Source organism: Oligella ureolytica DSM 18253, from assembly GCF_000373745.1.
GTDB classification, from domain to species: Bacteria; Pseudomonadota; Gammaproteobacteria; order Burkholderiales; family Burkholderiaceae_B; genus Oligella; species Oligella ureolytica.
Genome location: NZ_KB892323.1, coordinates 1 through 13014, shown reverse-complemented (window position 1 = coordinate 13014; position 13014 = coordinate 1). Strand labels below are relative to the sequence as shown.

Sequence of the window (13014 nt, the reverse complement as noted above, 5' to 3'; positions counted from 1 at the left end):
ATCTAACACTAACGCACTTTTACGCTTGGCTGTCCAACGACGATTCTCTGACTTCATCTCTGTACTCATGGTCAAATTTTCTCCATAATATCAAATTAAGACCTGAGCAGGTTTTTACTGGGTCATTACAGCAGGGTTTTCACCGATGCGACAATGAGAAAAAGATAAGGAATAAAGCAATGCGACTCTTAATTACGGGTGGTACTGGGCTGATAGGGCGTAATCTTTGCCAATTATGGGTAAGCCAAGGGCATGAGGTGTATGTATGGAGCCGTACTCCAGAAAAAGTAAAAGGACTTTGCGGTTCAACGGTGCAAGGTGTGAAAACACTAGCTGAAATTGATCAGATACCGTTTGATGCGGTGATCAACTTAGCGGGTGCACCCATTGCCGATAAACCGTGGACAGAAGCACGTCGGCAATTATTGCTTGATAGCCGTATCACCTTAACCAATGAGTTGGTGGCGTGGTTAGCGAAACAGGATCACAAGCCGGACGTATTAATTTCCGGCTCAGCCGTTGGTTGGTATGGCGATGGGGGCGAGGAAGTATTAACCGAAGAGAGTCCACCACAAAGCCAAGACTTCGCTACGCATTTGTGTGCGGCGTGGGAAGCTTCGGCATTAGCCGCGGAATCATTAGGAATACGCGTAGCCTTAATACGTACCGGTCTGGTGCTAACTGGACAGGGTGGGTTCTTATCGCGTTTAATGCCTTTGTTTAAGTTTGGTTTGGGCGGTAAGCAGGGTAGTGGCCAGCAGTGGATGCCATGGGTGCATGTAGATGATGAGGTGGGCATGATTGATTATGTATTACAGCATCCCGAATGCCGTGGTGCCTATAACGCCTGCGCACCGAATCCGGTACGAAATCAAGAATTCGCTAAAGCCCTAGGCCACCATCTCAGTCGTCCGGCTATTTTGCCGGTGCCGGGGTTTATGTTGACGTTGATCTTAGGCGAGATGGCGGAGTTGGTGCTTGGTGGACAAAGACTGCAGCCGAAACGCATTCTTGAGGCTGGATATAAGTTTAAGTATCCCCAGCTGGAGGAAGCGTTAAAGGCGTTGTAGTGTCCCCTTCCCCTTTACTAAGATTGATCAGCATAGCAGCGGAGACTTGCTTGCTTAGCAAACAGCAGTTATGAAAAAAGGTAAAGAAAGCCTTTGGGAACAAGTTAAAGATGACCCAGAGCTAGCGAGCTACTGGAAGCATACAGGTCATTATAAAGCAGCAAGTACGAATTCGGGCTTAGCTACATTGGCGCAAATTGAGCAAAAACTAAAGCAAAAAAAAATAGATTATAAGCCGCTGAACTCAACTCAGCGCGAGCATTCATTAGGCACCGGGTATTATCAAGGGGCTTTATAAATCCCCCATTGCACCTTGAAGTGACCCCCAAAAGTTGGACATATTAAAAATCCGAATTTTGGGGGTCACTTCATCCGCAGTGATCTGGAGTAGAATTTTCTATAAAGGAAATTCAATGAAAAAGTCTCGTTACACTGACAGCCAAATCATGGCCATCTTAAAACAAGCTGAAGCCGGAAAAACGCTTGGTGCGTGAACGTCCTGAGCGCTTGGGTACGGCGACGCGCATTAACCAAGTCTGGTCAATGGATTTTATGCACGATCAACTAGCGGATGGCCGAAGTATCCGACTATTTAATGTCGTGGATGACTTTAACCGTGAAGGCTTAGGTATCGAGGTGGACTTCTCGTTACCTGCCGAGCGAGTCATACGAGCGCTAGATCAAATTATTGAATGGCGTGGAAAATGGGACAATTTGCGATGCGAAACGAAGTTCGGCGTAGCCACAACGGTCCGGAATACGTCGGCAAAGTACTTCTTGAGTGGGCGGCTCAACGACAAATTACGTTAATTCATATCCAACCAGGAAACCCACAGCAAAATGCCTACGTCGAGCGCTATAATCGAACGGTTCGCTATGATTGGTTAGCACAGAATCTCTTCGAAAACCTAGAAGAAGTACAACAAGGAGCTACAGCTTGGCTCTGGACATATAATAATGAACGTCCCAATATGGCATTGGGCGGCATCACCCCTAAACAAAAATTACATCAGCATTCACTCACTCTACGATGAAGTACTGCTAAAAATGGGGTGATTATCCTCTTCGGTACACTTAAATGTGAATTGTTCTATCGTGAAAAATTTACTAGCATTGAACAGTTAGAGAAACGGATTCATGAGTATATTTACTACTATAATCATGAAAGAGTAAGTACAAAACTAAAGAGGCTGAGTCCTGTGCAATACAGAAATCAGTCCTTCTTATAAAAACTAACCGTCCAACTTTATAGGGTCACTTCATACTGCGGTTTAGTGGGGGGATTACCAGGTATTGAATAATAATAATTAAACTATCTGACTCTACTACTTAATGAGCTGATATAAAACGACAAAATGGCTGCTTATTTATAACAACAAGCAGCCATTTTACTGAAGATGGAGTCGATATTAGGCGATATTAAACATCTAAGTTAGCCGCTAATAAGGCATTTTCTTCGATAAAGGCACGTCTAGGTTCAACCTGATCACCCATCAACGTACTGAAGACGATATCTGCATTAATCGCATCTTCGACCTGAACTCGTAGTAAACGACGCACCGAAGGATCCATTGTCGTTTCCCACAACTGTTCAGGGTTCATCTCACCCAGACCCTTATAGCGCTGCTTAGTCACCTGACGATCCGCTTCGGAGTTGAGCCAGCGCACTGCATCGCGGAAATCCTCAATGCGCTCTTGGCGACGGCGTTCACCTTCACCACGGTAAACCACAGCACGCTCACCAATCAAGCCGCTAAACGTTTCAGCAGCGTGCTTCAACAGAGCGTAGTCCTTACTCTCGATAAACTCGGTATCTAAGACAGTAACGCGGATATTACCATGATGGTTACGGTTAACTAAGATGCGATGCTTATTAAGCTCTTGGTCAAACTCAAGCGCAAAACTCACTAAATGCGGATGAGCAGGATCGATAAGTGCTTCAGCTAAAGCATCCATACTCTGTTGGGTAGTCTCTTCAGAGCTTAGGTCGATACTAACACCTTCAGCAATTGCCGATAATGTATCCACATCATAATTACGAGATAAACGCTCAGTGACTGAATCCACTTCATAATAAAGATCAAACATCTCTTTGAGGCGTTCGGCATCAATAGGATCTGCTCCCTCAGACGGAATAATGCCCGCATCCTTAAGGGCTACTTCCTTCATGAAAGCGATTTCCTCGATTTCGTCCTTGAGGTAGCGCTCCTCACGGCCGAACTTAACCCGGTATAACGGTGGCTGCGCGATATACACATAGCCTCGTTCGATGAGCTCAGGCATTTGACGATAAAATAAAGTCAATAATAAGGTGCGAATATGTGCGCCATCGACGTCCGCATCCGTCATGATGATGATACGGTGATAGCGTAGCTTAGACACATCAAACTCAGGACCGATACTGGTACCAAGTGCCGTGATTAGGGTAGTAATTTGATCGCTCACAATCAAACGATCAAAACGCGCTTTTTCAACGTTAAGCACCTTACCCCGAAGTGGTAGAATCGCTTGGAACTTACGGTCACGACCTTGTTTGGCCGAACCACCCGCAGAGTCCCCCTCCACAATATAGAGTTCAGACTTCGCCGGATCTTTTTCCTGACAATCAGCCAATTTACCCGGCAGACCGGCACCCTCTAATAACCCCTTACGTCTTGTGCCCTCACGAGCACGACGGGCAGCCTCACGGGCAGTCGCCGCTTGAACTACTTTTTCACAAATAGCACGGGCATCTTGTGGGTTTTCTAATAGCCAAGTTTCAAGTGCACGACTTACCGCATCCTCAACGGCCGGTCTCACTTCACTGGAAACCAGACGATCCTTAGTCTGGCTACTGAACTTAGGCTCAGGCACTTTGACTGATAATACACAAGCCAACCCCTCGCGAATATCATCGCCGGTCGTTTGTACCTTGGCGCGCTTAGCTAAGTCATTGTCTGTGATGTATTTATTAACAACACGAGTCATGGCCGCGCGCAAACCGGTGAGATGGGTACCGCCATCACGCTGCGGAATATTATTAGTAAAGCAAAGCACCTGCTCGTTATAACCGTCATTCCACTGCATAGCCACATCAACGGTGACATTAACACCACCGGCATCAGAATCGGACGTACTATAGAAGACATTGCTGTGCGCTACGGTGCGACTCTTATTAATAAACTCAACAAAACCCTGTACACCGCCGGCATAAGCAAAATTCTCTTCGCGGCCGTTAATTTCGTCAACCAGACGAATACCAACGCCATTGTTTAAGAAAGATAACTCACGTAGGCGCTTAGATAATACTTCCCAGTGATACTCAATATGAGAGAAAATCTCGACATCGGCAAGATAATGTACCTTGGTGCCTGTCTTATCAGTGGTACCAATAACCTCTATTGAGCCTTGTGGTACACCCTGAGCAAATTCAATTTGATAAACCTTACCGTCACGACGAATCGTCAAGCGTAACCACTCTGATAGCGCATTAACACACGCAACGCCTACCCCATGTAGACCGCCGGACACCTTATAGCTGTTTTGGTCAAACTTACCACCGGCATGAAGTTCAGTCATCACAATCTCGGCCGCACTACGGCTAAGCTCATCATGCTCCATGACATCGGTCGGAATACCGCGGCCATTATCCACAACAGAAATTGAACCGTCAGCATGGATGGTCACAACGATATCATCACAATGACCGGCTAACGCCTCATCAATTGAGTTATCAACCACCTCGAAAACCATGTGATGTAAACCGGTGCCATCGGATGTATCACCAATATACATCCCCGGACGCTTACGAACAGCCTCTAGACCTTTTAGAACCTGAATACTACTGGCACCATAGCCTTCGACTTTTTTATTTTCTGTGTTTTCACTCATAATTTTACTGATTGATTAAATGCGCAATGGCATCACGACATACTTGAAATTTTCGTCGCTTAGTAAGTTAACGATGACTGATGAACCTGCAACCGGTTTGACAGAAACAGAAATTTCTTCATCCTTGATCACAGACAGTACATCTAATAAATAGTTAACATTAAAACCAACTTCTAATGGGTCAAAAGGATATTCGATCGCTAAACTGTTGGTCGCTTCCTCTTGTTCTTGGTTGTTAGAATAGATCTTTAATTGGTTATCACTAAAATTCAGCTTAATGCCGTGAAGACGGTCATTAGCCACTAAAATACGGGCGCGCTGAAGGTTAGATTGAAACTCCTCACGATTAATAGTCAGATGACGATCATAATCACTCGGAATGACGCGCTTATAATCAGGGAAACGACCCTCGATTAATTTTGATACCAACACAATATCACCAAAAGCGAAGCGAATTTGCGAATGCTTAGTGTCTTTGTGAAGACTAATATAAACAGGCTCATCTGAGTCGTCTAATAGACGCTGTAACTCAATCACCGTCTTAGCGGGTAAAATCAGCTGCTGTTCATCAGTAACCGGTGTCTCAATATCTTCTGATAAATGAGCGAGACGGTGCCCATCAGTTGCTACAGCGCGTACCTTACCCGGCTCCACAACTAACAGTATACCATTTAAATAGTAGCGAATATCTTGCTTAGCCATGGCAAAGGAGACCATGTTAAATAAGCGTTTGAGCGTCTTTTGCGGTAATACAAAGGTATTTTCCAGCGTGTCGGGATTGATATTTTCGCGCCAACTATCCGGCTGCTCAACAGGGGGAAAATCCTCACCCGGCATCGTCTGCAAACTGAAGCGGCTACGCCCACAAACAATCTGTAACCTGCCGTCTTCTAGGGTAATATCAACGATACCGCCTGAGGGTAAAGCACGTAATACTTCTAAAAACTTGCGTGCAGATACAGTCACTAAAGCAGACTCGTCACCTACACCGATATCTGCCGTGGTACTAATCTCCACCTCTAAGTCAGTAGCAGTAAAATCGACACGGTTGCCATCTTTTTTAATCAAGATATTGGCTAAAATCGGCATCGTACTTCTACGCTCAACAATACCTATGACCGTGTTTAACGGCTTTATTAAAACTTCACTGCTAGCCTTTAGTAATTGCATGATTTTCCCTTTGAATTATCCCTTTAGTGATTGCTCTAATACGCGTAAGCGGTGATTTAGCTCCTGATCGCGCATACGCTCTTGAGTAATTTTTTTAACAGCACTCAAAACCGTACTATGATCTCTTCCGCCAAAAGAGTCGGCAATTTCGTTAAGACTCTTTTGAGTAAGTTCCTTGGCTAAATACATCGCAATATGACGCGGCACTACAACTGTTCTGTGACGTCGCTTTGATTGCATGTCGGATACTTTGATTTTATAATATTCTGCGACAGTTTTCTGAATATTCTCAATTGTAATCTGTCCTATCGACGCACTGAGCAAATCCTTTAATGCATCACGACAAATTTCAATAGTTAACTCCTTATTGCCATAAAAACCGGCATAAGCAATTACTTTTGTTAATGCGCCCTCTAATTCTCGTACATTACTGCGCACATGCTTGGCAATAAAGTAGGCGGACTCATCTAATAAATTAAACTCACGATGCTCCTCGGCCTTTTTATGCAAAATAGCGACTCGTAGCTCTAACTCAGGCGGTTCGACACTCACTGCTAACCCTGAATCAAAACGTGTGGTTAAACGCGCATTCATATCCTGTAACTGACGCGGATAGGTATCAGAGGTAATCACAATCTGTTTATTTTCGCGCACCATGCGTTCAAACAAGTGGAAAAATTCCAGCTGTGTCCGCTCCTTACCACTAAAGAATTGAATATCATCAATTAACAACAGGTCTAGATTGAGATAATCGCGCTGCCACTCGTCGTTAGCCTTTCGTTTAATTGAATCAACCATCGACGTAAAATACTCATTGGCATGAATATAGCGAATACGCAAGCCCGGTTTTTTACGTAAAATGGCATTACCCATGGCGTGCATCACGTGAGTTTTACCCAAGCCTGTCGCGCCATAAATGTAAAACGGGTTATAGCTTAGCTCACCACCTTCACCTTCTGAGTAATCGTCAATGATTTTCTTTGCAGCGGTTACCACCAACGCATTAGAGCGGCCTTCTACTAAGTTTTCGAAGCTTAATTCCTTGAGGAGGTTGGATTTTTCATACGAATTTTGAGAGTTTAACTCCGCTACTAACTGATCCGCATCGACACTCTGTATATGAATATTAGGCAAGGTAATCTCCTCGCCAAAAGAGCTTGTATCGATAGATATATCCGCTGTGTCAATGTCTGAAAAAGTCGCTGATGATGATTGTGGTGTGTTGGCTTGATTTTGTTGTTTTTTAGCCTGTGCCACCGCAGCCGCCAGACGCGCTTGTTCAACCGCCTCTTGAAGCTTGGTAGACTTAGATCCGGAGTCAGCGGCAGCAACCGACTCCACAGCAATTTTTGCCGCACTTGGCACAGCCTCGCGCTCTACTTTAGGAGCCGTAGGAGTGGTAACTGCCGGTGTTTTGATGGCTAAACGAGCCGCACGTGTACCTGCCAAAACAATATCCACCTGAATATCGTCGCGTTGATACCACGCCTCAGCAATGGCTTTTATACGATCCGAATAAGACTCTTTGGCCCACTTCAACTTAATGGGATTTTGAGCAGAAATAGTTAAGATACCCACTTCTTCGTCAAACGCCACAAAATCTAATGGCTCAATCCACGCTTTTACCTGCTCGACCGGATACTCTCCGGCAAGTGTAGAAAAGCAATGCGACCAAAAATCTCCCATATAACCTCATGAACTAAATTTTTAAAGAAGAGAACTATTTTACTCTTCTTATATAAAGTTATCCACATTGTGGATAGATTGTGGATAATATAATATAAATAGACTCAGTAGCTACATTTTCATCTTTTTCTATCGTGCTATCTCATATTACGACGTAGTCTATTGACTTTATTGAGTTTTTTTGTCATAATTTATGGTTTTCACCAATTTCGCTTTTAGGTATTAGTTTATTGCATTAAAAATACTCAAATGAATTAATAAATTAGCAATAAATTAGTTCCGGACAAATTAATTATTAAAAAGGAATCTTTGTTATGAAACGTACTTATCAACCATCCGTTACTCGTCGTAAACGCACTCACGGCTTCCGTGTTCGTATGAAGACTAAAGGTGGTCGTGCTGTTATCAATGCACGTCGTGCTAAAGGTCGTAAGCGCTTAGCTGTTTAATCATTGCTTAATTTAATTACCGATACGTAATTAAATAAGTTTTCCTGTCATACCTTCTGGATGACCAAGGATCCGAGTATAAGCAAAATTTCTGCAATAACAGGACCTAAAAGCAATGAGCGGCGCCACTTTTCCTAAATCTGCGCGCCTATTGCGCCCCAGCGAATTCAATACAGCCCTCAGAGGCAAGCGAATTGGTCGAGGGGCGTTTTTCATGCTCAGTCGATATATCCACTACTCTTCACCAGACAGCACGGCCAGATTAGGCTTAATCATTGCCAAACGCAATGCTCAACGTGCCAGCAGTCGCAACGCGATTAAACGAGTTATTAGAGAGTCTTTTAGAGCGCGCCGTGATCAATTACCTCCCGGTGATTACATTATTCGACTCCATCAAAAAATTCCTGACTGTTCCTTAACTGCGCTCAAAAAAATTACCCGTCAAGAGGTCGATTCTTTATTTGATCAAGTTAAGTAGGAGGTTCTCTCTGTGCTTAAACAATTGCTTATATTGCCAATACGCTTCTATCAATACTTTCTCAGTCCATGGGTAGGCAACTCTTGTCGTTTTACTCCAAGCTGTTCTAACTATATGATTGAAGCCATACAAACACACGGTGCTTTTAAAGGAGTATGGTTAGGAATTAAGCGAATTTCTCGCTGCAATGCCTTATTTAAAGGTGGCCACGATCCTGTACCACCTAAAAAACCACGCTAGACTTTTTAACATTTGTAAAGCTTATACTGCTTTGTAATTAGTAAGGTGCCAATGTGGGTTAAACTACTGAGCTTATTTGTGAAATATTTTCCCACTGATTTAACAAGAAATAACTAATGGATACTAGACGCTCCATCCTTTGGATGATTTTTGCCTTTTCCTTGTTCATGATTTGGAACAGCTGGATGACATACAATAATCCACCTGTTGCAGAGCTTACTGAACAACAGCAGCAAGAGGCTCAAGCTCGAGAAGCTGATCTTGCTACGCCAAGCTCTATTCCGTCATCAGCAACTAATGCGAATAGCCCTCAAGTAGCGATGAGCGATAATGCAAGCTCAGCCACTGTTGAACAAGAAATCGTGACGATTAAGACTGACGTTTTCACCATGCAGTTTGACACTAAAGGTGCACAAATTGTTGGCGCTAAGCTTCATCTCAGTCACGAAGAAGAGTCTGATAACGTCGTTGACTTTGTCTTACTCGATAACGGTCAACATGTATACACTGTACAAAGTGGTTTAGTCGGTTCTGCCGGTTCAAACTACCCTAACCAAAATACGCTTTTCAGCTTAGTATCAGAACAAACTGAAATGACAGGTGACACCTTAGATGTGGTGTTTGAAGCAGAGAGTGACGGCTTAAAATTAACCCGTACTTATACCTTCAATCGCGGTACCTTTAAAATTGATGTAGAGGATACCGTTACCAACATCAGTTCTGTCGCCCAATCACCATCCCTTTATTTACAAATTACCCGTGATAATCTGGAAACCGGTGGTGGGACTTATTTTGACAATGCCTATAACGGCTTTGCAATGTACACCGATCAGCACCGCTTCCAGAAAATTTCTTTCTCTGATATTGAGAAAAAGAAAGGACCGGAAGCAGGTCAAAGCGATGACGGTTGGATTAGCTTTATTCAGCAATTCTTTGTAACCGCTTGGGTTCCTGAAGAAGGTAAAAATCGTTTTTATGATACCCGTCAAATCTCTAATAATCTTTATGCTATCAGTGCCATTGAGCCTTTAGGGGCAATCGAACCAGACGCGACAATTAGCACTAAATCCGTGTTGTGGGTTGGTCCTCAAGATCAGCAGCAATTGTCAGAAATTAGTACAGGTTTGGACTTAGTTGTTAACTATGGTTGGTTAACCATCATCGCTAAGCCAATGTTCAAACTCATGACCTGGTTGCATTCATTCATTGGTAACTGGGGTTGGACCATTGTTGTTCTAACCATCATTATCAAGATCGTACTCTACCCATTATCGGCTGCAAGCTACCGCTCAATGGCTCGTATGAAGCATGTAGGGCCACGTATGCAAGCGCTTAAAGAGAAGTTTGGTGATGATCGCCAAAAACTCAATCAAGCCATGATGGAGCTGTATCGTACTGAGAAAATTAACCCTATGGGTGGCTGCTTACCTATCTTGTTGCAAATCCCGATTTTCTTAACACTTTATCGTGTGATTTTGGCGAGTGTGGAGCTACGTGGTGCCCCGTGGATTCTATGGATTCAGGATTTATCCCTAGCCGATCCTTACTTCATCTTACCGGCCATCATGACTGCTACGATGTTCCTTCAGTTTAAACTGAACCCAACACCTCCTGATCCGATGCAGGCCCGTATCATGATGATTATGCCGCTCGTATTTGGTGCCATGATGTTCATGTTCCCAGCCGGTCTCGTACTTTACTGGGTAGTTAACAACATCTTATCAATTGCACAGCAGCAGTTCATCACTAGACGCCTTGCGCGCGCAGCTAATGATAGCTAGATGTAATTAATCCCTACTAGGGTTCTAAGAAAAACCGGTTAATATTAATTTATTTTCCGGTTTTTTCTTTGCCTAAATATCGTAATTTTTATAACTAAAATTGATTAAAAACACATCAAATCAAGCGACGAATCAAAACCCATCGGTGGTCCAAGGCACTCGTGTGGGTTTTATTGCCATTGTCATTTTCGGCACCATCGCCTTACTTACAACTCTAACCCAAGGCGTTATTCCACCTTTCCAAATGATGGCAATGTGCTTTAGCATTGCCTTTATTTTGATTTTTTTACGCTGGATAATAAATAAAGAAAATGGTTTTCGTTATATCAGGCAACCATTATTTTCTTGGATTATTGGGGTCGCTGGACTCTTTGGATTTCACTTTTTCTACTTCACAGGTATGAGCCTTGCCACAGCAGTTGAGGTGAGTTTAATTACCTATTTATAGCCATTATTAATCGTCTTATTTAGCTCCTTTTTACCAGGAGAAAAGCTACGTTTTTACCATCTAATTGGAGCTGTTTTAACGCTAGTTGGTTGTTGGATTTTAATCAGTGGAAAAGAAAATGGGGCCGGTTTTGATTGGAATTATTTAACCGGTTATTTATGTGCTTTAGGAGCAGCGATTAGCTGGGGTCTATACTCCACATTAAGTCGTTTAGTACGTAATGTACCACTGATGCTGTGGGCTGGTTTTGCTTTGTTACGGCGATTTTAGCTTTGATTTACCACTTCTTTTTTGAAACCACAGTTTGGCCTGCAACGAGTTTGCAATGGATTGGCATTATCGGCTTAGGACTAGGACCAGTAGGTGCAGCCTTCTTTTTCTGGGATTATGGCGTTAAGTACGGCAATATCCAATTAGTGGGTACACTTGCCTATCTCACCCCGCTGATTTCTACCTTATTATTAATTATTTTTGGATATGCAGAGGCAAGTTTTGCAGTAATAGCATCGGGTCTATTGATTGTCAGTGGCTCAGTAGTAGCTTCTGGATTGTGGCTTAGATTGTTTAAAACCAAGAAATAAAAAAGGAGCTTCATGCGAAGCTCCATTGTGGTTATTCCTCTTTAGGTGTGTGGTATATCTTATCTTTGTTCATCTTAGGAGTCCATGGTAAACCACTATTTTGCCAACCATTTTGAGTACGGAAACCCGCATGCTCGCCTTCTTTGATTGCACTACCTTGGAAGCCATTTACGACGTAGTATGCATTAAGACCAGCTTCACGTAAAAAGTCAGCACTTGGCTTACCACGTTCACTACCAGAACGACACATCGTCACTACCTTAGTGTCTTCAGCTAAACCTCGCTCTTTAAGTGCGGCACGAATTTCATCAACAAAATTGGGGTTTCTATACATGCGGAAAACGCCCTTTTCCTCATCGATACTGTAGCGATCCACAATCAGAAAGGGGATATTCAGATCCACCACATCGGTTTGTCCGATAAACATGATCTCTACAGGATCACGTACGTCCACAAAAAGAATCGGCTCTTTATTTTCCTGCTTGATCTCATAAACCGCTTGTGGACTCATACCAATGTCATCGTTGGCGATGGCTGGGCTGGTTGCCATACCCAAAGCTAAACTTAATGCTATCAATAATTTTTTCACGATATCCATCCTCGCTTAATGGTTAATAACGCTAATTCATATTAGCTTAACCTAAATGATAGAGCAAGAAACAAAAATCAAGAAATGAAGTCGATTAACAAGCAATTATTTGGATTTAGCGAAAAAAGCGCACGTAAATTTGATACTTGTACTTTAAATTTAATCCACAACCGTTTTACTTTCTTAGTATCGATTTTGAATTTTCCAGATCGTAAGTTGTGATTTGGTTGTGTTTCGATTATCTTCTTTGTTTTTTAAACGCTTTAAATGCAAAGTTGTTATTTAAAATAGAAATCAAATCCAAAGTTGATAATTGAAATATCAAATAATAAAAGTGACTAGTAATTTAAATTAATTCAAAACTGAGACTATAAAATCCTTTGTGTAAATGTCGATATTTAATTAATCTTATAACCTATAGATAGGATGAGAGTATTGACATGGATAACGACAAAATAACTGAATTAGCTCAAGCCATCGTAAAAGAAAAGATGACGCCTGAGGAGATGGATAAGGTCTTTCAGTCCTTGCGTAAGCAAGTGATTGAAAGTGCCTTAGAGGCTGAGCTTGATGCCCACTTAGGCTATAGTAAATATGCGCCCGAAGGCCGTAACTCCGGCAATAGCCGCAACGGTAAAAGCCGTAAAACACT

At 42.8% G+C, this 13014-nt stretch carries 13 protein-coding genes and 2 pseudogenes; 11 read left to right on the top strand and 4 right to left on the bottom strand.

Annotation, left to right across the window (positions count from 1 at the left end; translation table 11 throughout):
* The first annotated feature begins 179 nt into the window (after positions 1–179).
* From B092_RS0110035 to B092_RS15170, 4 genes and pseudogenes are all read left to right on the top strand, one after another.
* A complete protein-coding gene (locus B092_RS0110035; RefSeq protein ID WP_018575107.1) occupies positions 180–1070 on the top strand; it encodes a TIGR01777 family oxidoreductase in 891 nt (296 codons plus the stop codon).
* 70 nt (positions 1071–1140) lie between these two features.
* The gene (locus tag B092_RS0110030) at positions 1141–1368 is read left to right on the top strand and encodes a hypothetical protein (RefSeq protein ID WP_018575106.1); all 228 of its coding nucleotides are present in this window, start codon (positions 1141–1143) and stop codon (positions 1366–1368) included.
* Between the two features lie 164 nt (positions 1369–1532).
* A pseudogene (locus tag B092_RS14190) lies at positions 1533–2104 on the top strand (integrase core domain-containing protein); the annotation flags it as partial.
* Positions 2105–2134: 30 nt separating this feature from the next.
* Positions 2135–2299, top strand: a pseudogene (locus B092_RS15170) (IS3 family transposase); the annotation flags it as partial.
* Positions 2300–2489: 190 nt separating this feature from the next.
* Here the strand turns inward: B092_RS15170 and gyrB are convergent.
* The 3 genes from gyrB to dnaA are packed head-to-tail and all read right to left on the bottom strand — an operon-like array spanning position 2490 to position 7796.
* Positions 2490–4940, bottom strand: a complete 2451-nt coding sequence (gene gyrB, locus B092_RS0110015; protein ID WP_018575104.1) for a DNA topoisomerase (ATP-hydrolyzing) subunit B — start codon at positions 4938–4940, stop codon at positions 2490–2492.
* A 15-nt stretch (positions 4941–4955) separates the two neighbouring features.
* Positions 4956–6110: a DNA polymerase III subunit beta gene (gene dnaN, locus B092_RS0110010; RefSeq protein ID WP_018575103.1), complete on the bottom strand. Its 1155-nt coding sequence runs from the start codon at positions 6108–6110 to the stop codon at positions 4956–4958.
* Between the two features lie 15 nt (positions 6111–6125).
* Positions 6126–7796 carry a chromosomal replication initiator protein DnaA gene (dnaA, locus tag B092_RS0110005; protein WP_018575102.1) on the bottom strand — a complete coding sequence of 557 codons (1671 nt, stop codon included), beginning with the start codon at positions 7794–7796 and terminating at the stop codon, positions 6126–6128.
* Between the two features lie 314 nt (positions 7797–8110).
* Between dnaA and rpmH the strand changes: the two genes are divergently transcribed.
* From rpmH to B092_RS15725, 6 genes are all read left to right on the top strand, one after another.
* The gene (gene rpmH, locus B092_RS0110000; RefSeq protein WP_018027072.1) at positions 8111–8245 is read left to right on the top strand and encodes a 50S ribosomal protein L34; all 135 of its coding nucleotides are present in this window, start codon (positions 8111–8113) and stop codon (positions 8243–8245) included.
* Positions 8246–8360: 115 nt separating this feature from the next.
* Positions 8361–8723: a ribonuclease P protein component gene (gene rnpA / locus B092_RS0109995; RefSeq protein ID WP_018575101.1), complete on the top strand. Its 363-nt coding sequence runs from the start codon at positions 8361–8363 to the stop codon at positions 8721–8723.
* Between the two features lie 12 nt (positions 8724–8735).
* Positions 8736–8963, top strand: coding sequence for a membrane protein insertion efficiency factor YidD (yidD, locus tag B092_RS0109990; RefSeq protein WP_026253725.1), 228 nt, complete (start codon positions 8736–8738; stop codon positions 8961–8963).
* Positions 8964–9079: 116 nt separating this feature from the next.
* Entirely contained in the window at positions 9080–10744 is a 1665-nt protein-coding gene (gene yidC, locus B092_RS0109985) for a membrane protein insertase YidC (RefSeq protein ID WP_018575099.1), read from the top strand.
* Positions 10745–10907: 163 nt separating this feature from the next.
* Positions 10908–11192: a hypothetical protein gene (locus B092_RS15730; protein ID WP_211208960.1), complete on the top strand. Its 285-nt coding sequence runs from the start codon at positions 10908–10910 to the stop codon at positions 11190–11192.
* Between the two features lie 236 nt (positions 11193–11428).
* A complete protein-coding gene (locus B092_RS15725; RefSeq protein WP_026253723.1) occupies positions 11429–11773 on the top strand; it encodes a drug/metabolite transporter permease in 345 nt (114 codons plus the stop codon).
* A gap of 31 nt (positions 11774–11804) precedes the next feature.
* Here B092_RS15725 and B092_RS0109970 read toward each other — a convergent pair whose 3' ends face one another.
* The gene (locus B092_RS0109970) at positions 11805–12371 is read right to left on the bottom strand and encodes a rhodanese-like domain-containing protein (protein WP_018575098.1); all 567 of its coding nucleotides are present in this window, start codon (positions 12369–12371) and stop codon (positions 11805–11807) included.
* Positions 12372–12853: 482 nt separating this feature from the next.
* Between B092_RS0109970 and B092_RS14180 the strand changes: the two genes are divergently transcribed.
* The coding region (locus B092_RS14180; protein ID WP_425311479.1) for a transposase at positions 12854–13014 on the top strand (161 nt) is incomplete at its 3' end.